Origin of the sequence: Micromonospora taraxaci (assembly GCF_007830095.1) — a bacterium.
Classification (GTDB): domain Bacteria; phylum Actinomycetota; class Actinomycetes; order Mycobacteriales; family Micromonosporaceae; genus Micromonospora; species Micromonospora taraxaci.
The window spans coordinates 5,622,198-5,641,938 of sequence record NZ_VIWZ01000001.1; the positions used below are offsets into that span (position 1 = coordinate 5,622,198).

The window sequence follows — 19,741 nt, forward strand, 5'->3', positions numbered from 1 at the left end:
CGCGCTCAGCGCGCCAGCGTGATGATCTCGTCGCCGGCCAGCCTGCCCGCCTCGCGGTCACGGCGTACGTCGCCCGCGTCGAGCAGACCCGTGAGTGCCCGGTTGGCGTCGGCGGCACGGTAGACGGTGGCGGTGAGCGTGTGCCGCCGCAGCTCGGTGACCGGCCGTGAACCGCCCCGGCGCAGCTCTTCCAACAGCTCGCGGGCCAGCGGTTCGAGTTCGGGATCGCCGACCACACCGACAGTGACGCCCATCGGGTCCTGCGGGTCGCGGTAGCGCACGTCGAGATCCGCGCCGACCGCCCAGAGCGCGTCGCGGACGGCCTCCAGGCTCCGGTCGGAGCGGCTGCCGAACGCGATCACACCGGCGGCTTCGCCGTCGGGCAGCACCGGTGCCACCTCGGCGACCAGGGGGAAGCCGGCGGAGACGAGCGCGTCGCGAGCGCTGTCACCGGTGTGCAGCAGCAGCTCCCCGGCCCGGCCGTTGGCCGCGGCGGCGAGGAGCTTCGGCGTCACCGCGCCGGGCAGCTCCACGAACGAAAACAGCGGGGCCCCGGCCGCCCCGGCGGCCTTCACCGCGACCGGAAGCCGGTAAGGGTCACCGGTGAGCAGGTGCACGGTGACCTCGGCGGGCAACTCCGCCTCGATCGGGCCGAGTCGGGCCGGCAGGGCCGCGCTGTCGGCCAGCACCAGCACTGTCACCTGTCGGCCGCGCACCTGGTCACCGTGCGCGGCGACCAGCCGCAGCGCCGCCTCCGCGCTGCCCGCGTCCGTGCCCGCGATCGCGACGGTCGCCCGCCGGGAGCGGTGCAGGGCCGCGGGCAGCCAGGTCGTCAGCTGGCGGACCAGCAGCTCGCGGAGGAAGTCAGTGGTGCGGTCGGTCGACATCGGTCCGTTCTACCTCACGACCGATCACGCCGGGACGGAGATCCCCACCCCACCCTTGGTCTGCCCGCCGTAGCGCTGCCGCTCGGCGTCCAGGTCGAGCCGGGTGATCTGCTTGCGGGCAGCGAGGGCGCTGTCGTCGAGCAGGTCGGCGGGGATCAGCCAGACGATCTCGAACTCCAGACCGTCCGGGTCCTTGCCGTAGAGGCTCTTGGTGGTGCCGTGGTCGGATGTGCCGACCAGTGCGCCGGCGGCGGCGAGCCGCTCGGCGGTGGCGGCCAGCTCGTCGAGGGTGTCCACCTCCCAGGCGAGGTGGTAGAGGCCGACGGTGGACCGGCCGGCGGTGGACCGCCCGGCGCCGGCCCCGATCTCGAACAGGCCGAGGTCGTGGTCGTTGGTGGAGTCGGGCGCCTGGAGGAAGGTGGCGCCGCGGAAGCCGTCCGGGGTCATCGCCACCGCACGGAAGCCCAGCACGTCGCGGTAGAACGCGACGCTGCGGGCGAGGTCACTGACGTAGAGGACCGCGTGGTTGAGCCGGTGAATACCCATGACCCGATGCTAGCGCGGTTTTGTTGAGCGTTCAACTATCGGGGGTATGATGGCGGTCATGACGCGCTGGCTGGACCCCGACGAGCAGCGCACGTGGCGCGCGTACCTCACCGCGTCGCGGGCGCTGATGGACACTCTCGACCGAGAGCTGCAACGTGACGCGGGCATGCCGCACGCCTACTACGAGATCCTGGTCCGACTCTCCGAAGCGCCCGGTCGGCAACTACGGATGAGCGAGCTGGCCCAGGCCGCCGGGTCGTCACGCAGCCGGCTCTCGCACGCCGTGGCCCGACTGGAGACCGCCGGCTGGGTGCGCCGGGAGGACTGCCCCACCGACCGGCGCGGGCAGATCGCGATGCTCACCGACGAGGGTTTCGCCACCCTCGCGGCCGCCGCCCCTGGCCACGTCGAGGGGGTACGCCGACACCTGTTCGACGCGTTGAGCCCCGCCCAGGTGGACCAACTGCGGCGAATCAGCGAGACATTGGCCGAGCACCTGACCGGATCCTGACCAATCGACACCGGCGCGGGTCTTGTACTTACCGTCGTCGGATGAGCACGATGGGGCGTGTCTTCCGGCTTCGGTGAACTGACTGATCAGGCGCACGACCTCGTGTCGGCTGGCGATCTGGCCGGCGCGCAGCAGCTCCTCTCCGACGCGCTCACCGACGCCGACCCCCGCCCGGCCAACGCCACCACCGAGCTGGCCGAGGCCGCCAGCCTCCAGGCGCGGGTGTTGGTCGCCCTCGGTGAGCCGCACGCCGCCCGGGGCTGGGCCGCCTTCGCGTACGCGGCCACGACCCGGCTGCACGGCCGCTCCGACCCGCGCACGGTGGCCGCCGCGGCGACCCTGGCGGCCGTGCTGCACCGGGTCGGCAGCCACTCCCGAGCTGCCCGGCTCTACCAGGAAGTCATCATCGAGCTGACCGCACAGGACGGCCCCGAATCCCTGCGGGTGCTCGCCGCGCACGCCGACCTGGCCACCGTGGAGTACGCGCGCGGCCAGTGCACGGTGGCCCGTGACCGGCTCCAGGACGCCTGGGAACTGCACCGCGAGGTGTACGGCGACGGGCATCCCAGCGGCATCAAGATGCTGGCGCGGCTCGGGGCGATGCAGCGTGACTGCGGGCAGTTCACCGAGGCACACGACAACCTGGCGCTGGCCCGCGAGCTGTGCCGGCAGCACCTCCCGGCCGATGACCCGCTGGCGGCGCAGGTGGCGGCCCTGGCCCGCGCTGCGGCCAATCCCGACCACGTGTGCACCGACAACCCACCGACCGCCCGGGACACTCCGATCGTGCCGGCCGCCCGCGTCCCACCCCACGACGACGGCCCGGCCGAGTCCGGTCATCCGCCAACGCCTCCGCCACACCACGCCGCGACGGTGGCGGCCGGCGGGGCCGTGCCGAACCCCCGAACACCAGCTGACGAACCCTTCGGGTCGGCGGAGTGGCCACCGGAGCCGGCGAACGAGCCCACGCCGTACCCCACGGACGCCCCGGTGCCCCCGTCGGTGGTCGGGCTGGCCGGCGGCACCGAGGAGCAGTCCGGGGTGTACCGGCTGCGCCGACCGCCCGCGCCAGCCGACCCGTACGCGCCACTGGAGCCGTACACGCCGTCCCGGCTGCTCCCGGTGCCGGTGCACCGCGCGCCGTCGACGCAGCGCAACCGGCTGGTGCCGGTGTTGGTGGCCGGCGTGGTCGTGGTGCTGCTCGGCGCGGCTGCGGTGATCGCCGGGGTGGCCCGGGTCGGTGGCGACGACGAGCCGAGCCCGCCGCCGGCCACCGGCTCCCCCACCGCCGCTCCACCGGCCAGCACCGCACCCGCCCCGACCGTCACCCCGCCCACGTCAGGCGCCGCCGCGGCACCGATCGGCAGTCCACCCGGCACTGTGACGTTGCGCGACAGCCGGGACAGCATCGTCCTGAACTGGACGTACCCCGCCGGCAGCGAAGGCCCGGTGGTCATCGCGGGTGGCCGCACCGGCCAGGACCGCAACGTCTTCGCGACCCTGCCCGCCGGCACCACCAACTACGTGATCTACGCGCTCAACCGCACCAACGACTACTGCTTCACCGTGGCGGTCGTTTGGTCCACCGATACCGTCGCGAGCTCCGAGCAGGTCTGCACCCGCCGCCGCTGACCCCGCCGCACTTACCGGCGGCCGCCGACCGCCCGCCGCCGCCCGCCCGCCGCCGACCCGGCCGCCTCCGACCCGGCCGCCGAGCCGCCACCAGCCGGCCCTGCCAGCGACGCCCTGCCAGCTGCGCCCTGCGACCACACCCTGCCGCCCTCACTCAGCGTGGCGCGCCTGCCGACGAACACGCGGTCACACCCAGTAGCATCCAGCGCACCCCATCGCACGCCTCAACCCGCCTTTGCTGTGCTTACCAATACGCACCACCAGGCCTGATCAGGTGAAACGTCGCGACGGGCATTGCGGCACACGCGCAGCGAGCATCACACTACGTAGCTGTCGCATCCGTGGGTGCACAGCAAAGGGTCGTCGGTGGGTGGATGGGGGGGCCGCCGCCGTCACGGACTGTCAATGTCGTCACGGCCCGTCCGAATGTGGCCCACGGCTGTTCTCGGTGGCTATCGCCGGCAGCAACAGGCGCACCCGCAGCCCACGCTGCTCGGGCCCGTCGGTCAGGGCGATGCTGCCGCCCGCACGTCGCACCAACTCCCGGACGATGGCCAGCCCCAGGCCAGCGCCCCCGTCGTCGCGGGCCCGTCCGTCGTCCAGGCGGGTGAACCGATCGAAGACCCGCTCCCGGTCCGCGACCGGGATCCCCGGCCCGTCGTCGGTCACCGTCACCAGGTGGTACGCCCCGACGCCCGGCCCGACCACCGGCCCCGCCGTCGAGGTCGCCTCGGTCGCGAGCACGACAGCGCTGTCCGCGTGCCGGACCGCGTTGTCGACCAGGTTGGCCAGCACACGACGCAGCTCGTCGGCGTTGCCGGTCGTCCACAGCGGGCCGGGCGGCGACTCCACCCGGACCGGTGGCGACGGATAGCGAGCGGCGACCTCGGCCAGCAGCACGCCCAGCTCCACCGGGCCGACCCCTCGGCTCGGAGGCGCTTCGTCCAGGCGGGCCAGCAGCAGGAGGTCGTCGACCAGCCGGCTCAACCGGTCGGTGTCGGCGAGCAGGTTGGCGGTCACCGCCGTCCAGTCCGTCCGGTCGGCGAGGCGCTCGGCCACCTCCAACTCGGTCCGGATGTTGGTCAACGGACTGCGCAGCTCGTGTGCGGCGTCGGAGACGAACGCCCGCTGACGGATCCGGGCGGATTCCAGCCGGTCCAGCATGCCGTTGAGGGTGACCGCCAACCGGTGGATCTCGTCGGCGGAGGCGGGCACCGGCAACCGGCCGGCGCCGGCCCGTCCGGTGATCTCCTCCGCGCCTCGGCGCAGCGCCTCGACCGGCCGCAGAGTCGCGCCGACCACCCGCCAGGCCACCGCGGCCAGCACCGCAACCAGCAGTGGGAACGCCACCAACAGGATGGTCCGGACCACGTGGGTGCTGTGCCGCACGTCGGCCATCGAGCGGGCGACCAGCACGGTGAGCGGGTCCGCCGCGGTGCCGACGGGTACGGCGACCACCCGGACCGGACCGGCCAGCCCGACCCGCTCCGCCGGCACCTCCAGTCGCTGCCGACGGTCGTGGTCCAGCCGTTCCGGGCGCACCATCGGCACCAGCCGGTCGGCGTCGATCGAGGCGGCCCTGATGCGCCCCTGCGCGTCGACGACCTGGACACGCACCTGACCGCCGGCCACCGGCAGCGGGTCGGGTAGCGCGTCCTCGGCGGCGAGCAGGGCAACCGCGTCGGCGGTCCGGAACGCCTCGGTGTCGACAGTTCGCTGGAGCACGAAGCCGAGCGCGCCGAGCAGCACCACCCCGCCCAGGGCGAGCCCGACCGTGAGGCCGAGCACTCCGAGCGCCATGAGACGGCCCCGCAGACCGAGCACCGGCATCCAGCGGTTCCCCGCCCGGCGGCCACCCGCCGGGCCGTCCGCGGTCACGTCGCCAGCCGGTAGCCGGCACCCCGGATCGTCTCCAGCCGATCGCGGCCGAGCTTGCGGCGCAGGTAGCCGATGTACACCTCGACGGCGTTCGGCGCGGTCTCCACGCTCGCGTCCCAGACGTGGTCCAGCAACTCGGTCTTGGACACGACCTGGCCGGGTCGGCGCATCAGGTAGTCCAGCAGCGCGAACTCCCGCCCGGTCAGGGCCACTTCGGCGTCGGCCCGGGTCACCTGTCGACGGGCCGGGTCCAGTCGCAGGTCACCGACGGCCAGCACCGTCGGACGTTCCGGCGCGCCCCGACGCAGCAGCGCCCGCAGCCGGGCCAGCAGCACCACGTACGAGAAGGGTTTGGTCAGGTAGTCGTCGGCGCCGCAGTCGAGGCCGTCGGCCTGGTCGTACTCACCGTCCTTGGCGGAGAGCATCAGCACCGGCAACCAGTGCTGCTCCGCCCGCAGCCGTCGGACCAGCTCGTAGCCGGAAAGGCCGGGCAACATCACGTCGAGGATCATCGCGTCGTAGCCGCCGTGCCGGGCCGCGTCCAGGCCGGCCGGGCCGGTCCCCGCCACGTCCACCGCGAACCCCTCGGCCTGCAGGCCACGTTGCAGGGCGGCCGCCAACCGGGCCTCGTCCTCCACCACCAGCAAGCGCACCACCCAAGAGTGCCACCCGGGTCAATCGTGACGGTCCGGCTTCCTCAGCACGCTCACAGGACCAAGAGGGCAGGATGTACGCAGGAGGTGTCACCATGTCCGTCCTGAGGAGCCGTCCCGTCCTTCGTTGGCTGGTCCCGGCCACCGCAGCCGTCGCCGTCATCGGCGGTGGCGCGGCGGTCGGTACGTTCGCCGCCGAAGCCGAGCCGAGCCTGCCACCACGCACCGCGGCCCAACTCCTGGTCGACCTGCAGACCTCCCGGCTGGAGGGATTGTCCGGGACCGTCGTGCAGCGCGCCGACCTCGGCCTGCCGCCCCTCGTCGGTCTGGTCCCCGGCAACGAGCTGACCACCATGCTGACCGGCACGCACACCCTGCGGGTCTGGTACTCCGGCCCGGATCAGCAGCGGGTCGCACTGCTGGACACCCTGGGCGAACAGGACGTGATCCGCAACGGCCGGGACCTGTGGACCTGGCAGAGCCGCACCAACACCGCCACCCACCGCACCCTGGGCGGGGACGTCGGGGCCGGGAAACCGGCTCCCGAGGCGGCAGCCAACCTCCCGGCAACCCCGCAGCAGGCCGCCGACCTGGCGTTGGGAGCGGTCGACCCGAGCACCGAGGTCAGCGTCGGCCGGTCGGCCACCGTCGCCGGCCAAAACGCGTACGAGTTGGTGCTCCAACCGCGGGACCGGGCATCACTGGTGCACCAGTTGCGGATCGCCATCGACGCCAAGCGGCACGTGCCGCTGCGCTTCGAGGTGCTCGCGAAGGGCAGTGACCGGCCGGCGTTCGAGGTGGCCTTCACCGAGGTCGACTACCGTCGCCCGGACGCCGACCAGTTCACCTTCAACCCGCCGCCCGGCGTGACGGTCACCGAGGAGAAGGCCGAGGCGCCGACCGCCGGCAAGCCGGGTCACGCCGTACCGCCGACGGCCGGCAAGCCCGGTCACGCCGACCCGGCGGGCGACCCGAAGGTCCGCGCGGTGGGCTCCGGCTGGACGACAGTGCTGGTCGCCCGCCTCGACGGGTCACTCGCGGATGGGAAGGCCCCGGCGAAGCCGGCGGCGCCGGCCGCTGGCTCGGTGCCGGACGTGGACGTCTCGAAGTTCCTCGGCGGGCTGACAGCCGTCAACGGGGACTGGGGCAGCGGCCGGCTCCTCACCAGCAAGCTGTTCAGCGTGCTGCTCACCGACGACGGCCGGGTGCTCGCCGGCGCTGTCACTCCGGAGCGGCTGTACGAGGCCGCCCGCAGCTGATCCTGCGGTGTCAACGCCGGGTCGACCTGACGGTCGGCCCGGCGTTCCGCTGCCCGGGTCAGGAGGCGGTGGTCGCGCCGAGGGCGTCGAGGTAGGCGTCGGCGAGGACCGCGTGGCCGGGCAGGTGAGGGTGTACGCGGTCGTCGGCCCAGCGCTTCGCCGGGCTCACCGCCAACACCCGGTCGAACGCCGCCTGGTTGGCCACGTGCACCGCGTCGAACTCGGCGGCCAGCCTGGCCACCACCGCCGCGTACCGGTCGGTGTCGGCGCGCTGCGGGTCGTTGCGGTCGGCCTCGATGAGGAACGGGTCGCCGAGGACCAACCGGCAGCCGGTGGCGGCAACCGCCCGACGCAGCAGGTCGCGCAGGGTGCCTTCGTACTCGTCGATGGCGACGGCCTGGTCCGGCCGGTCGGTGTAGCGCCGCCAGATGTCGTTGATGCCGATCAGCACCGCGAGCCAGTCGGGGCGTTCGGCGATGGCGTCGTCATCCCAGCGGGCGGCCAGGTCCCGTACGGTGTCGCCGTTCACACCCCGGTTGACCCATTCCAGCCGCAGCTCGGGGTGCCGTGCGTCGACCAGGGCACGCACGAGGCTGACATAGCCGCTTCCATAGGGCGCGGCGTTGTCGCGTCGACCACAATCGGTGATGCTGTCGCCGATGAAGACCACCCGTTGACCGGTCCGCAGGATCATCCGCCGCCACCTCGCGATCGCCGGCGCGCCAGCCCGACCGGCTTGGTGAGAACCGGCGGGACGCGCTATCTTCAACAGTTCGAGGGCACAAAAAAGAACGGCTAAAAGCCGTTCCTGCAAAGGATTCTAATCTTTAGGGAGACGGCTTGTCAAGGCACTCCGGCGGTTCCGGCGAATTGCCGCTCGACGACGAGATCGGTCGCGAGCAGGAGTACGTCTCGATGCTCTACGACCGGCTGGACGGGTTGCGTGAGCAGGCCGCCGACCGGCTCACCGCCGAGCTGCGCAACACCGGCGGGACCCTCCAGGACCGCTCGCAGCGCGACAGCTCGGTAGCGATGTACGCCGATCAGGTCGAACAGTTCTCCGCCGTGGAGAACGGGCTGTGCTTCGGCCGTCTCGACGGTGACGACGACTCCCGCCACTACATCGGCAGGATCGGCATTTTCGACACCAGTGGCGACTACGACCCGCTGCTGATGGACTGGCGGGCACCCGCCGCCCGCCCGTTCTACCTCGCCACCGCCGCCAACCCGCAGGGCGTACGCCGACGCCGGCACCTGCGCACCCGGCAGCGCAAGGTGACCGGGATCAACGACGAGGTGCTCGACATCGATACCGCCTCCCCCGGTGGCCACGAGGAGCTGACCGGTGAGGCTTCACTGCTCGCCGCGCTCAACGCGGGTCGCACCGGCCGGATGCGCGACATCGTCGAGACCATCCAGGCCGAACAGGACGAGATCATCCGCGCGGAACTGCCCGGCGTGATGGTCGTCCAGGGTGGGCCGGGCACCGGCAAGACCGCCGTCGCGCTGCACCGGGCGGCGTACCTGCTCTACACGCACCGCCGGGAACTCTCCAGCCGGGGTGTGCTGCTGGTCGGCCCGAACGCGACCTTCCTGCGCTACATCTCCCAGGTGCTGCCGACGCTGGCCGAGACGGGCGTGCTGCTGCGTACCCAGGGTGATCTCTTTCCGGGTGTGAGCGCCCAACGCGCCGAGCCCGCCGAGACGGCCGCGCTGAAGGGCCGGGCGGTGCTGGCCGAGGTGCTGGCGCTGGCCGTGCGGGACCGGCAGTGGGTGCCGGACGAGCCGCTGGAGATCGAGGTCGAGCGGGAGACGCTGACCCTGGACCCGGAGACGGTGCGTACCGCCCGGGACCGGGTACGCCGGACCGACCGGCCGCACAACCTGGCCCGTGCGCTGTTCGACGTGGAGATCGTGCACGCGCTCGCCGAGCAGGTGGCTGAACGGATCGGCGCCGACCCGTTGGGCGGGGACAACCTCCTCGACGAGGCGGACCGGGCCGAGATCCGGCGGGAGCTGCGGGAGGAGTCGGAGATCCAGGCCGCGCTCGACCGGCTGTGGCCGGTGCTGACCCCGCAGCGGCTGCTCGCCGATTTGTACGCCGACCCGGACCGGATCGCCGCCGCCGCGCCGATGCTGACCGACGACGAGCGCGCGCTGCTGCGGCGCGAGCCGGGTGGCTGGACGCCGGCCGACGTACCGCTGCTGGACGAGGCCGCCGAGCTGCTCGGCGAGGACGAACGGGCCGCCGCCGCCCGGCGGGACCGCATCCGCATGATGGAACGGGAGTACGCCGAGGGTGTGCTGGAGATCGCCCGGGGTTCCCGGTCGATCGACGTCGAGGACGAGGCCGAGGGCGGTGAGATCCTCGGCGTGACCGACCTGATCGACGCCGACCGGCTGCTGGAGCGGCAGGAGGAGGCCGACCGTCTGACCACCGCGCAGCGGGCCGCCGCCGACCGGACCTGGGCGTTCGGCCACGTGATCGTGGACGAGGCGCAGGAGCTGTCGCCGATGGCCTGGCGGTTGCTGATGCGACGCTGCCCCAGCCGGTCGATGACGATCGTCGGCGACGTCGCGCAGACCGGCGCGCTCAGCGGTACGCCCTCCTGGGCGGACGCCCTCGCCCCGTACGTCGCGCAGCGGTGGCGGTTGACCGAGTTGACCGTCAGCTACCGCACGCCCGCCGAGATCATGGCGGTCGCCGCCGACGTGTTGGCCGAGATCGACCCGGCGCTGCGTCCGCCGCGCTCGGTGCGCGAGAGCGGCGTACCCCCGTGGGACCGGACGGTGCCCGACGAGCAGTTGGCGGCCGAACTGGTCGCCGAAGCCACCCGCGAGGCCGCCGGGCTGACCGACGGTCGGCTCGGCGTGCTCGTGCCGGCCGGACGGGTGGGCGAGTTGGGCTCGGCCGTCACCGCCGCCCTGCCGGAGGCCGCCGTCGGCGAGCATCCGGAGTTGGAGAGCCGGGTGGTGGTGTTGACCGTCGCGCAGGCCAAGGGGCTGGAGTTCGACTCGGTGCTGGTCGTCGACCCGGACAGGATGGTGGCCGAGTCACCCCGGGGCCGCAGCGACCTGTACGTGGCCCTGACCCGCGCCACCCAACGCCTGGGCGTCCTTCGCCCCAACTGACCGGGTACGCGCTGCCCCCGTCGACGGGTCCGTCGACGGGGGCAGCCCGACCGGTCAGTCCGGGGACCGGTCCTGGATGGACTTCGCCGGGCCGGTCGCCGACGTGGACTGGTCGCTGGTGCCGCCGCCCCTCGGCGTGCTCAGGCCACCTGTGGTGGCATCGCCGGTGGTCGTCGGGGCCACCTTGCCCGGGTGCCGCTCGGGCTGGCGGGCCACCCGGCGTACGCTCGCCGGCCCGGCGGTGCCACCGGTGGTGGTCACCGCGCCCTGACCGCCGACCGGGCCGCCGTCGCGCAGCACCTGCGGGTCGATCCGTTCCTGCGCCGGGTCGAGTGGGTCGTCGCGCTGGATCTGGCTCTCCACATCGGTGCGGGGCACTGTCACCTCGTCGAGGGCGCCCTTGCCGTACACACCGCCGGCGATCCGGTCCTCGGCCTCGCGGGCGGCGTTCTGCCGCATGTCGTCCTCACGCACGTCCATCACCTCGCAGAAGCTGTGGAACTGACTGCGTGCCCGGCCACCGGCCGGCCAAACCCGGCGCGACCGGCAAGGGTCGTCCACGGCGGTTCACCGGTACGCCGTCCACTGGCCGCCTTCCCGCCGCGCGAGATGTCCATGCTGTCCGGCGACCGGTGGGAGATGCCCGCCGGCAGGAGGGGATGACAGCGTGCGCACAGTACGCCGTACCGCCGTCGCGGCCCTGGTGGCCGCGACGGTGACGACCGGGCTCGCGGTGCCCGCCCAGGCGAAGCCGCGACCGGACCGGACATTCGACGTGCAGGCCCACCGGGGCGGCCTCGGGCTGCGGGTGGAGAACACCCTCGCCTCCTTCGGCAACGCCCTCCAGCTCGGGGTGACCACCCTCGAACTGGACGTGCAGATCACCGAGGACGGTCAGGCCGTCGTCACCCACGACCGGAAGATCAGCGGCGCCAAGTGCGTCGACACCACAGCGGTGACGGCCGGCGACGCGGAGTTCCCGTACGTCGGGAAGTACATCAACACGCTCACCCTCGCCCAGGTGCGCACGTTGGACTGCGGGTCGAAGACCCTCGCGGACAAGCCGGGGCAGGTCGCCGCCCCGGGCGCCCGGATGCCGTTGCTGCGTGAGGTCTTCGCGCTGGTCAACCGCTACCGGGCGAAGGACGTGAAGCTCAACGTCGAGACCAAGGTCGAGGCCGGAGCGCCCACCGAGACCGCGCCCCGCGAGCAGTTCGTCCGGGTCACCGCGGCCGAGATCCGCGCCGCCGGGCTGCTCAAGCAGGTCACCATTCAGAGCTTCGACTGGGGCGCGCTGATGCGCATGCGTCAGGTCGAGCCGAAGCTGCCGCTGGTCGCCCTGACCAACTACGACTTCCTCCAGACCGGCAAGCCCGGTGCCTCGCCGTGGCTGGGCGGGCTGGACATCGACGACTTCGGCGGCGACCCGATCACGGCGATCCGTAGCTTCGGCGCCAGCGCCTTCTCGCCCGTGCACGGCATGCCGCAGAACGGCACGGTGACCGACCCCGGCTACCAGCCGTACGTCACCAAGGAGATGGTCGCCCAGGCGCACCGCTACGGGATCAAGGTGATCCCGTGGACCGTCGACGACGTGCCGACCATGGCCAAGCTCATCGACGACGGCGTGGACGGCATCATCACCGACTACCCGGACCGGCTGCGCGGCCTGCTGGCGCAGCGCGGCTACCGGCTGCCGAAGGCGTACGCGTCGCCGTTCGACATCCAGGCGCACCGGGGCGGTCGGGCCACCCGGCCGGAGAACACCCTGCCGGCGTTCGCGAACGCGCTGTCCAACCGGGCCATCTCGACGCTGGAACTGGACACCGGTGTGACCGCCGACGGCAAGCTCGTGGTGCTGCACGACCGCACTGTCAACGGGTCGCACTGCGTCGACACCAAGCCGGTGCGCCGCGGTGACCGCATGTTCCCGTACGTGGGCAAGCCGGTGCACGAACTGACCCTCGCCCAGCTCAAGACCGTCGACTGCGGCACGAAGACGCTGCCGGAACTGCCCGCGCAGGTGCCCGCACCGGGTGCCCGGATCCCGACCTTGGACGAGGTTTTCGCCCTGGTGAAGGCCAGTGGCCGCAGTGACATCGGGATGAACATCGAGACGAAGATCAGCCCGGTGGTGGACGACACCGAGCCGTACCGCAGCTTCACCCGCAAGCTGGTCGACGCGATCCAGCGCGCCGGCTTCACCAACCGGGCCACCATCCAGTCGTTCGACTGGCGCACCATCACCTACGCCCGCCAGCTCGACCGGCGGATCGGCACTGTCGCGCTGGTCTGGCAGTACGGGCCGGCCGAGTGCGCGACAGTCGCCGACGAGTGCTCGTTGCAGGCCGCGTACGGCGACCCGTCGGTGAAGAGCCCGTGGACCGGTGGGCTGGACTGGTGGAAGTACCAGGACCTGGGCAAGCTGACCCGGGCCGCCGGCGCCGGCACGGTGTCGGCCAACTGGCAGGTGCACGACCCGAAGCAGGGCACCGTCGCCTCGGCGGACTGGTACCTGCGGGAGAACCCGGCATACTTCCACGGACCGGACGTCCGGACCCTTCAGACGCGGGACGACCTGAAGGTGATCCCGTACACCGTGGATGACGCCACGGTGATGCAGCGGGTCATCGACCTCGGCGTCGACGGCATCATCACCGACGACCCGGACCTGTTGGTGAGCGTGGCCATCCGCAACGGCCTGCGCTGACCCGCTCGACACCCGATCGCCGGCCGGATTTTTCCGGCCGGCGATCGGTGTTACCTGCTCCCGGGCCTCGGGTAGTCGGGGGTTGTCCCCGCCACGAAAGCGAACCGTGCCGTGGCCGAAACGCGGTAGCGGGGCGAGGGAATGCAGGTACGACTCATCGCATCCTGAGGAGGACCAGATGAGCACGCAGGCTGCTTCCACCCGGCCGATGAACCGGCCCATGAACGACCCGCAGAATCCCGCTCAGATGCGGGACATGCAGACCCAGCAGATGCCGGTGATGCATGACGGGCGCCGCAACGACATGCAGGCACCCGGTACGGAGACCAAGCAGGCGTTCAAGACCACCGAGTTCTGGATCTACCTGATCGCGGTGGCCGCCGTACTGGGCGCGTCGCAGGTCGTCGGGCAGAACTCGGCTGGCGTGGACATCTTCCGGGCTGACAACGCCTGGTTCCTGATCACCCTGCTGACGCTGGGCTACCTCGGTAGCCGAGGCCTGGCCAAGGCCGGCAGCAATCACCGCAGCAGCGAGGAGCGTAAGGCCCGGCACTAACCGGTCCGCAGCTCACAGTGGCCTCCGGGAGACTCTCCCGGAGGCCACTGTCGTCGTATGTGGACCGACTACTCGTCGCCGCCGAAGTCGCCGAAGTCGCCCTCGAACGCGTCCTCGATCATCTCGCCGGCGATCATGCCGCCCGCGACGCCGAGGGCCGCGCCGGCCACCATGCCGCCCATGCCCATGCCGCCCCGGCCGTGGCCGTGACCGTGACTCGGGCCGTACTGCGAGCGGAGGCTGCCGTAGCGGGACGTGGTCTCGCGCAGCCAACCGTCGACGACCTGCGCCCAGTCGACCCGGTCGACGTCGGCGTGCGACACCTGGTAACGGCCGAACGCGTCGTGTCCGGCGCTGAGGAAGCCGCCACGCTTGTCGCACTCCAGGATGACCTCGACGCCGTACTGGCTGGTCACGAAGGTCAGCTCGACCTCACGGATCGTGTTCGCGTACTGGGGGGAGGCGAAGAACTCGATCTCCTGGTAGAACGGCAGCGTCTGCTGCACGCCCCGAATGTGACCGCGCTCCAGGTCGGCGCTCTTGAACCGGAAACCGAGGCGCTGAAACGCCTCCAGGATCCGCTCGTGCACCGGCAGCGGGTGCACCGCCACGTGGTCCAGGTCGCCCTTGTCGACAGCGCGGGCGATGGCCAGCTCGGTCCGCAGACCCATCGTCATGCCGTGCAGGCGCTGCCCGTACACGTCGGTGATCGGGGTCTCCCACGGAATCGGCAGCTGGAACGGGATCGACAGCTGCTGCTTCGGGGCGAGCTGGAGCGGGCCGCTGACCACCATCCGGTGGAACTCCATGGTGCCCGCGTACTCGGCGTCGTGTCCTTCGACCTCGACCCGGGTGACCAGGCCGATCACCACCTGCTCGATGGCTGCCTCGGCATCGCCACCGACGAGGTTGACCTGCCCGTCGAGGGTCAGGCCGGGCCGGGTGTTGGGGTTGGTCAGCACGGTGTCCACGCTGGGACCGCCCACGCCGAACGCGCTCAACATCTTCTTGAAGACCATCGGAACTCCTGTGCGACAGCCGACCGATCCAGGATGGAGTCGGACGTTCACTCACCGCGCACCCTATCCAGAACCCCTGTGAGATGGCTGTGAAGTGCGCGGGGCGGGCCTCGCGCGCCAGCGCTGAGCCCCGCGCCAGCGCTGAGCCCCGCGCCGCGCGGGGCCTTCCGCCGCGCGGGGCCTCGCGCGCCGGATCGCCGATGTGGCGGTATCCGTCGCACGGGACACCGCCACATCGGCGAAATGGAGTGGATCATCGTCGGGCACGGCTCACGCCGGGGTGACGTCCGCGATCACCAGGTCGGCCGCACGCTCGGGGTCGTTCCCGGCTCGCCTGAGCAACCCGTCGACCCACCAGTGGCCGGACAGGTCCGCTCCGTCGGTGACGTCGAGGTAGAGGCCGAGGTCGCACCGCTCACCGAAGACCGCGACCTCCAGGTCGGGTCGACGCCTGTGCACGGCCTCCAGAAGCAACCACGCCGACTCGTCACGCTGGGCGCGCAGCAGTGGGTCGCACTCGCGCAGCGCCTCGGCGACAGCGTCCACGCCGGGATCGAAGCCGTCCAGCAGTGGCAACAGCGACGGGTCGCCCAGGTACGCGGCGGCCCGGAAGGTGAGCGTGTGGACCTCGTCCTGGACGAGCAGGTCGCGTACCAGGGGAAGAGCCCGGGGGTCCCGCCGCCGCGCCAAACCCCGCGCGCCCTCCGCGCGTACCGCCGGGCGGGTGTCCTGGGTACGGTCCCACAGCGCCTGCCGGACGGCTCCCCCATCGGCGGTGCTCACGAAACCCAGGCCGAACGTGGCCCACTCCCGGACCTGCGGATCGGAGTCGGTGCACAGGTCGATCAACACCGCCTCGCCGGCCGCCACCGGCGGATCGTCGAGCACCGCCGGCACCGCCACCGCGACCTGGAAACGCACGTCAGAGTCCGGGCTGCCCGCGAGGGCCACCAGGGTCGGCAGGGCTCGGGCGTCGAAGGTGTCGCCGAGTGCGCGCGCGATCGACCAGTGCACCTCGGGGTCGGACTCATGCGCCGCCAACCGGATCAGGGCGGTCGCGACCTCTTCGCGTACGTCCATGTGCAGGCTGCTCGTCGCGCCAAGCAGGTCGCAGGCCGCCGCGCGAACCACACGGTCGGGATCCGAGAGTTTGCCGACAGCCAGCCCGACGGCCTCCGCGCCCGAGTCGGCGGCGCGGCGAATCAGGTCGGACCCGTCGTCGGAGTCGCCCGACGGCGGCGCGGCGCAGGCCGGGGTGGCGCCGTCGTCGGAGTCGCCCGACTCGACGACGCCACGCAGCCGCTGCACCGCCTGGTCGAACAACTCCGCCACCTCGTGCGACTTCACCGCCGGATGGTGCCACACCAGGTGATCGACGGCTGGGCCGTTTTCGCCGTGATCAACTCGGGTTCCTGGAAACCGCGGTGTCCGAGCGACCAGGACACCCCGGTTTCCAGGAAGCCGAGTCGATCAGGGGTGGGTGCGGGCGAATGCGCCGTCCTTCACCCCGACGACGAACGCGGTCCATCGATCGGCGCTGTAGACGAGTGTGGCCGCCGCGCGATCCTTGCTGTCGCGTACCGCCACCCGACCAGACCCATCCAGCACTGGCCCCGCCTCGACGCAGCTACCGCCGTTGCTGTTGCTTCGCGTGCTGATGTGCCAGGCCACCGCCGGCAAAGCCTCGCTCATGGCAGTTCCTCCGTGATCTTGGAGATCAGCACGGCCGTTTCGCGCTGGTCGAGCGCAACATCTCGGAGCCGATGGTACGCAAGGGCGTAGCGTTTCGACTTCGGAGATTCCATGAAGCGGCGCCCGCCCAGAGTCTCGGCATAGGCGACCTCCGGATAAGGCTTGGGCATCCGGAAGAGGACGAAGGAGCCATCCAGGCCGGCGTGCAGGCCAACCTTCGACCGCAACACGCGAAGGTCGATGTTGGGTCTTTGGATCAGGCCACCCAGGTGTTGGAGTTGCGCGCGCATCACGGCAGGACGGCCCACCGGTCGGCGAAGAACGCTTTCGTCGATGATCGCGGCAACACGGACGGCAGGCTCTCGGCTCAGCACACGTTGGCGATCAAGCCTCAGTTGCAGCCACTTGGCGACTGAGAAATCTGTCGCCTGCTCCCCCTCGGCGTTGCGGATCACTGCCTCTGCATAGCCAGGCGTCTGCAACAGGCCCGGCATGAGAAAGGCATCCCAGGAAGAAATCTGCTCAGCTCGCGTCTCCAGCCAGGGAAAGTCGATGAAAGAGGCATCCACCAACTCGTCATAGTCGTCGTCCCACCGGTCGGTCCGCCAGGCGTCCTCGGCGAGCTGGATGAAGCGGTTCCGCTCACGCCCGTCGTGCTCGCCGTACAGATCGAGGAGGGACACCACGACTCCACGCCGAAACGGCCATTCGGCGCGCTCCCACCGAGCGATGGACGAGAAGTCGCGCTCCAAGAACTCCGCTGCCTGCTTGAGGGTGATGCCGCGTCGCTCTCGCAGCTGTCGCATCTGCTGACCGAGCCACTGTGCGCGCAGTGTCTGAACGATCGCCTCACGTCTGGCGGGCATAGTTTCCCTCTCCTCGCGAACCCTCATGACGAACTTTGTTGGTGTCGTTGCACCAATGCCGAAGCCACTGGAAACGTGGCCTGCGGGTGAGGGTGATCGCCGGCCCCCGGGGAAACCGGTGCTAACACGGCAACCGCGGCTGTGCCAACAGCCGAGAAGGTGACGAGAGACGGCTTCGCGAGTGGCAGTCGCATACCGGCTCTCGTCGGGTCTCAACTGGAGCGTCGGGATCCATCCCGGCTCCGAACCGACTTGACGAATAACTACCACGGGAAAGGGCGCTCCCGCGACCCTGACCCGCCCGCCGATTCACGACGCGCGAGGTGACGAATGACCCGAGGCACGCTCTACGACGGCACGCGGCTGGCGCGACTGCACCCGAGTCAGGTGCGCGACCGGCAGTTCTCCACCGTCGGCTTCGGCCGCCGGGGTCTCGACCCCCGGGAGGTACGGCGGTTCCTGCACCGCGTCGCGTTGGAACTGGCGACGCTGCACCACGATGTCGCCCGGCTCAGCGAGGAGAACGCGCGGATCAAGCGGGCGCTGCGCGACTGGCAGAGCGCCTGGTCCGAGCGGCGTCAGGCATGAGCCCGGGTTGGGAGCACCAGTACAGCGGGCTCTTCACGCCGCTGCCACGTTTTGCCGTCGAGGCGTACACCGAAACGGCGGAGCCGACGCCCCGGTACGTGATTCATCTGCCGGTGGTGGTCGCCGACCTGGCCGGGGCCTTGAGCCTGGCCCGGACGCTTGCTCGCGCGCTGGCCTCGATGCCGCAGGTCGACGTCGGCGGCAGCACCGTCTCGGCCGAGGACGCGCAGCACGTACGACATTGGGTGTTCTGCGACCGGGTCATGCCCGACCGCCGCCGGTGCGCGCGGCGGGCCGACCACGACGACGCCTGCTCGCCTGTCGACGATCCCTAGATCAACATCTACCCTCGTGGACGATGAAGACGGGGAGACGGCGACGCGCGGCCGTGCTCGGTGCGGTGGTCGTGCTGCTGGCGGTGGTCGGCTGCGTCACGGCAGTGGTGGTCGAGACGCGCGGATGCCAGGAGCAACGACAGGCCGACGAGGCGAAGGTCCGCGTCAGCCGCTGGGGGTCGCCGGAGGACCTCCCGCATATCGGTGAGTATTCGGAGATCCACTGGCAGGCGCGCGCCCTGGGCAACCCGTGTTCCCTGGTTCCGGGCCCGACCGACTGGGAGTACCAGGGCGTTGCCGTCCTGCGCCCGCAGGACGCACGCACGTTGGCCGAGCAGTTCGAGTTCGTGCCGTTCTCCGCCGACAAGCCGGCTGAGTTGCTGCACTCGCGCACGCCTGCGGACGCCTGGCCGGGCCTCGTACCGTTCCTCCCGGCCGAGTCCCGGTGGCTGCACAGCCAGGCCTACGACGAGACGCTCCCGTCGTCTGGCGGACGGGTGGTGTTCCTGGACGTGGAACACCAGACACTGCTGTTCATGCTCTGAGCCACGCCTTCAGCGAGGTCGCCGCCGGTCGCGCGCCAGATCGCCGATGTGGCGGTATCCGTCGCGCGGGATACCGCCACATCGGCGACATGGAGTCGATCAACCGTGCGTGGCTCAGGCCGGACCGAGTCGATCAAGGCCCCAACGTCGGGCGGCTAATCGACCTCCACGACGACCAGTTCGCCGACCTGTTCGCCGATCGTGGTGCGGGCCTCGGCCGGCAGCCCGGCGTCGGCGATCAGGACATCGGCGGCTTCGAGTGGGGCGATGGTGGCGATCCCGATGGTCTCCCACTTGGTGTGGTCGGCGAGCACCACGAGCCTGCGGGCGGCACCGATCAGGCATCGGTTGACCCCGGCCTCCAGCAGGTTCGGGGTGGTGAACCCGGTGCGCGGGCTGAGGCCGTGCACGCCGAGGAAGAGCAGGTCGACGTTGAGCGCGCTGATCGCCGCCTCGGCGACCGGCCCGGTCAACGCGTCCGACGGGGTGCGGATGCCGCCGGTCAACACGACTGTCTGATCGGCGCGCGGGTTCTGGTAGAGCGCGTCGGCCACCGGGATCGAGTTGGTCACCACGGTCAGTCCGCGTACGTCGGAGAGCAGCGTCGCCAGCGCGGCGGTGGTGGTGCCGGCGGAGAGCGCGATGGCCATCCCCGGCTCCACCATCCGCGCGGCCCGCTCGGCGATGGCACGCTTCTCCGCCTGCTGCCGGATCGACTTGGCCGCGAAGCCGGGCTCCTCGGCGGAACCCGGCCCGGCGAGCGTCGCGCCGCCGTGCACCTTGTCCACCAGGCCGCGCTCGGCCAGCACCTCGAGGTCGCGTCGGATGGTCATGTCGGAAACGCCGAACCGGCTGACGAGCTGACTCACCCGCACACCACCGCGTTGGCGGATCAGATCGAGGATGGCGGTCTGCCGCTGCTGGGCGAGCAA

Annotated in this window: 20 protein-coding genes; 9 read left to right on the plus strand and 11 right to left on the minus strand. The window is 71.4% G+C overall.

Going from position 1 to position 19,741, the window contains the following annotated elements:
- Nucleotides 1-5: 5 nt before the first annotated feature.
- Complete coding sequence (locus FHU34_RS25425; RefSeq protein WP_145784764.1) at nucleotides 6-887, minus strand: hypothetical protein; 882 nt, start codon at nucleotides 885-887, stop codon at nucleotides 6-8.
- A 24-nt stretch (nucleotides 888-911) separates the two neighbouring features.
- The gene (locus tag FHU34_RS25430) at nucleotides 912-1,433 is read right to left on the minus strand and encodes a VOC family protein (RefSeq protein WP_145784765.1); all 522 of its coding nucleotides are present in this window, start codon (nucleotides 1,431-1,433) and stop codon (nucleotides 912-914) included.
- 49 nt (nucleotides 1,434-1,482) lie between these two features.
- Here FHU34_RS25430 and FHU34_RS25435 point away from each other — a divergent pair, with 49 nt between their 5' ends.
- Both FHU34_RS25435 and FHU34_RS25440 read left to right on the plus strand, forming a co-directional pair.
- A complete protein-coding gene (locus FHU34_RS25435; RefSeq protein ID WP_145784766.1) occupies nucleotides 1,483-1,944 on the plus strand; it encodes a MarR family winged helix-turn-helix transcriptional regulator in 462 nt (153 codons plus the stop codon).
- Nucleotides 1,945-2,001: 57 nt separating this feature from the next.
- Nucleotides 2,002-3,576, plus strand: coding sequence for a tetratricopeptide repeat protein (locus FHU34_RS25440; RefSeq protein ID WP_145784767.1), 1,575 nt, complete (start codon nucleotides 2,002-2,004; stop codon nucleotides 3,574-3,576).
- A 411-nt stretch (nucleotides 3,577-3,987) separates the two neighbouring features.
- Here FHU34_RS25440 and FHU34_RS25445 read toward each other — a convergent pair whose 3' ends face one another.
- Nucleotides 3,988-5,376, minus strand: coding sequence for an ATP-binding protein (locus FHU34_RS25445; RefSeq protein ID WP_145785800.1), 1,389 nt, complete (start codon nucleotides 5,374-5,376; stop codon nucleotides 3,988-3,990).
- A 74-nt stretch (nucleotides 5,377-5,450) separates the two neighbouring features.
- Nucleotides 5,451-6,107, minus strand: coding sequence for a response regulator transcription factor (locus FHU34_RS25450; RefSeq protein WP_145784768.1), 657 nt, complete (start codon nucleotides 6,105-6,107; stop codon nucleotides 5,451-5,453).
- Between the two features lie 95 nt (nucleotides 6,108-6,202).
- Here FHU34_RS25450 and FHU34_RS25455 point away from each other — a divergent pair, with 95 nt between their 5' ends.
- Entirely contained in the window at nucleotides 6,203-7,366 is a 1,164-nt protein-coding gene (locus FHU34_RS25455) for a LolA family protein (protein WP_145784769.1), read from the plus strand.
- Between the two features lie 58 nt (nucleotides 7,367-7,424).
- Here FHU34_RS25455 and FHU34_RS25460 read toward each other — a convergent pair whose 3' ends face one another.
- Nucleotides 7,425-8,060: an SGNH/GDSL hydrolase family protein gene (locus FHU34_RS25460; protein ID WP_145784770.1), complete on the minus strand. Its 636-nt coding sequence runs from the start codon at nucleotides 8,058-8,060 to the stop codon at nucleotides 7,425-7,427.
- A 146-nt stretch (nucleotides 8,061-8,206) separates the two neighbouring features.
- On the opposite strand from FHU34_RS25460, the gene FHU34_RS25465 reads away from it, so the two are divergent.
- Nucleotides 8,207-10,498 carry a HelD family protein gene (locus FHU34_RS25465; RefSeq protein WP_145784771.1) on the plus strand — a complete coding sequence of 764 codons (2,292 nt, stop codon included), beginning with the start codon at nucleotides 8,207-8,209 and terminating at the stop codon, nucleotides 10,496-10,498.
- 54 nt (nucleotides 10,499-10,552) lie between these two features.
- Here FHU34_RS25465 and FHU34_RS25470 read toward each other — a convergent pair whose 3' ends face one another.
- Nucleotides 10,553-10,972 carry a hypothetical protein gene (locus FHU34_RS25470; protein WP_145784772.1) on the minus strand — a complete coding sequence of 140 codons (420 nt, stop codon included), beginning with the start codon at nucleotides 10,970-10,972 and terminating at the stop codon, nucleotides 10,553-10,555.
- Between the two features lie 193 nt (nucleotides 10,973-11,165).
- On the opposite strand from FHU34_RS25470, the gene FHU34_RS25475 reads away from it, so the two are divergent.
- Complete coding sequence (locus tag FHU34_RS25475) at nucleotides 11,166-13,208, plus strand: glycerophosphodiester phosphodiesterase family protein (RefSeq protein WP_145784773.1); 2,043 nt, start codon at nucleotides 11,166-11,168, stop codon at nucleotides 13,206-13,208.
- Between the two features lie 178 nt (nucleotides 13,209-13,386).
- Entirely contained in the window at nucleotides 13,387-13,764 is a 378-nt protein-coding gene (locus FHU34_RS25480; RefSeq protein WP_145784774.1) for a hypothetical protein, read from the plus strand.
- A gap of 68 nt (nucleotides 13,765-13,832) precedes the next feature.
- On the opposite strand, the gene FHU34_RS25485 is transcribed toward FHU34_RS25480, so the two are convergent.
- From FHU34_RS25485 to FHU34_RS25500, 4 genes are all read right to left on the minus strand, one after another.
- A complete protein-coding gene (locus FHU34_RS25485) occupies nucleotides 13,833-14,783 on the minus strand; it encodes a sporulation protein (RefSeq protein ID WP_145784775.1) in 951 nt (316 codons plus the stop codon).
- Nucleotides 14,784-15,053: 270 nt separating this feature from the next.
- On the minus strand, nucleotides 15,054-16,130 hold the full coding sequence (locus FHU34_RS25490; protein WP_167524902.1) for a HEAT repeat domain-containing protein: 1,077 nt from the start codon (nucleotides 16,128-16,130) through the stop codon (nucleotides 15,054-15,056).
- 123 nt (nucleotides 16,131-16,253) lie between these two features.
- The gene (locus FHU34_RS25495; protein WP_145784777.1) at nucleotides 16,254-16,475 is read right to left on the minus strand and encodes a DUF397 domain-containing protein; all 222 of its coding nucleotides are present in this window, start codon (nucleotides 16,473-16,475) and stop codon (nucleotides 16,254-16,256) included.
- Nucleotides 16,472-17,341, minus strand: coding sequence for a helix-turn-helix domain-containing protein (locus FHU34_RS25500; RefSeq protein WP_145784778.1), 870 nt, complete (start codon nucleotides 17,339-17,341; stop codon nucleotides 16,472-16,474). The genes FHU34_RS25495 and FHU34_RS25500 overlap by 4 nt, the downstream gene beginning before the upstream one ends.
- 330 nt (nucleotides 17,342-17,671) lie before the next feature.
- Here FHU34_RS25500 and FHU34_RS25505 point away from each other — a divergent pair, with 330 nt between their 5' ends.
- From FHU34_RS25505 to FHU34_RS25515, 3 genes are all read left to right on the plus strand, one after another.
- On the plus strand, nucleotides 17,672-17,929 hold the full coding sequence (locus FHU34_RS25505) for a DivIVA domain-containing protein (RefSeq protein ID WP_145784779.1): 258 nt from the start codon (nucleotides 17,672-17,674) through the stop codon (nucleotides 17,927-17,929).
- A 98-nt stretch (nucleotides 17,930-18,027) separates the two neighbouring features.
- Complete coding sequence (locus tag FHU34_RS25510) at nucleotides 18,028-18,264, plus strand: hypothetical protein (RefSeq protein ID WP_145785801.1); 237 nt, start codon at nucleotides 18,028-18,030, stop codon at nucleotides 18,262-18,264.
- A gap of 23 nt (nucleotides 18,265-18,287) precedes the next feature.
- Complete coding sequence (locus tag FHU34_RS25515; protein WP_145784780.1) at nucleotides 18,288-18,809, plus strand: hypothetical protein; 522 nt, start codon at nucleotides 18,288-18,290, stop codon at nucleotides 18,807-18,809.
- 155 nt (nucleotides 18,810-18,964) lie between these two features.
- Here the strand turns inward: FHU34_RS25515 and FHU34_RS25520 are convergent, their stop codons facing one another.
- Nucleotides 18,965-19,741 carry a DeoR/GlpR family DNA-binding transcription regulator gene (locus FHU34_RS25520; RefSeq protein WP_145784781.1) on the minus strand — a complete coding sequence of 259 codons (777 nt, stop codon included), beginning with the start codon at nucleotides 19,739-19,741 and terminating at the stop codon, nucleotides 18,965-18,967.

Excerpts from the sequence above, each read along its gene's own strand:
- FHU34_RS25425 (WP_145784764.1), bottom strand. The coding sequence starts at position 887 with ATGTCGACCGACCGCACCACTGACTTCCTCCGCGAGCTGCTGGTCCGC.
- FHU34_RS25430 (WP_145784765.1), bottom strand. The coding sequence starts at position 1,433 with ATGGGTATTCACCGGCTCAACCACGCGGTCCTCTACGTCAGTGACCTC.
- FHU34_RS25435 (WP_145784766.1), top strand. The coding sequence starts at position 1,483 with ATGGCGGTCATGACGCGCTGGCTGGACCCCGACGAGCAGCGCACGTGG.
- FHU34_RS25445 (WP_145785800.1), bottom strand. The coding sequence starts at position 5,376 with ATGGCGCTCGGAGTGCTCGGCCTCACGGTCGGGCTCGCCCTGGGCGGG.
- FHU34_RS25455 (WP_145784769.1), top strand. The coding sequence starts at position 6,203 with ATGTCCGTCCTGAGGAGCCGTCCCGTCCTTCGTTGGCTGGTCCCGGCC.
- FHU34_RS25460 (WP_145784770.1), bottom strand. The coding sequence starts at position 8,060 with ATGATCCTGCGGACCGGTCAACGGGTGGTCTTCATCGGCGACAGCATC.
- FHU34_RS25480 (WP_145784774.1), top strand. The coding sequence starts at position 13,387 with ATGAGCACGCAGGCTGCTTCCACCCGGCCGATGAACCGGCCCATGAAC.
- FHU34_RS25485 (WP_145784775.1), bottom strand. The coding sequence starts at position 14,783 with ATGGTCTTCAAGAAGATGTTGAGCGCGTTCGGCGTGGGCGGTCCCAGC.
- FHU34_RS25495 (WP_145784777.1), bottom strand. The coding sequence starts at position 16,475 with ATGAGCGAGGCTTTGCCGGCGGTGGCCTGGCACATCAGCACGCGAAGC.
- FHU34_RS25500 (WP_145784778.1), bottom strand. The coding sequence starts at position 17,341 with ATGCCCGCCAGACGTGAGGCGATCGTTCAGACACTGCGCGCACAGTGG.
- FHU34_RS25505 (WP_145784779.1), top strand. The coding sequence starts at position 17,672 with ATGACCCGAGGCACGCTCTACGACGGCACGCGGCTGGCGCGACTGCAC.
- FHU34_RS25515 (WP_145784780.1), top strand. The coding sequence starts at position 18,288 with ATGAAGACGGGGAGACGGCGACGCGCGGCCGTGCTCGGTGCGGTGGTC.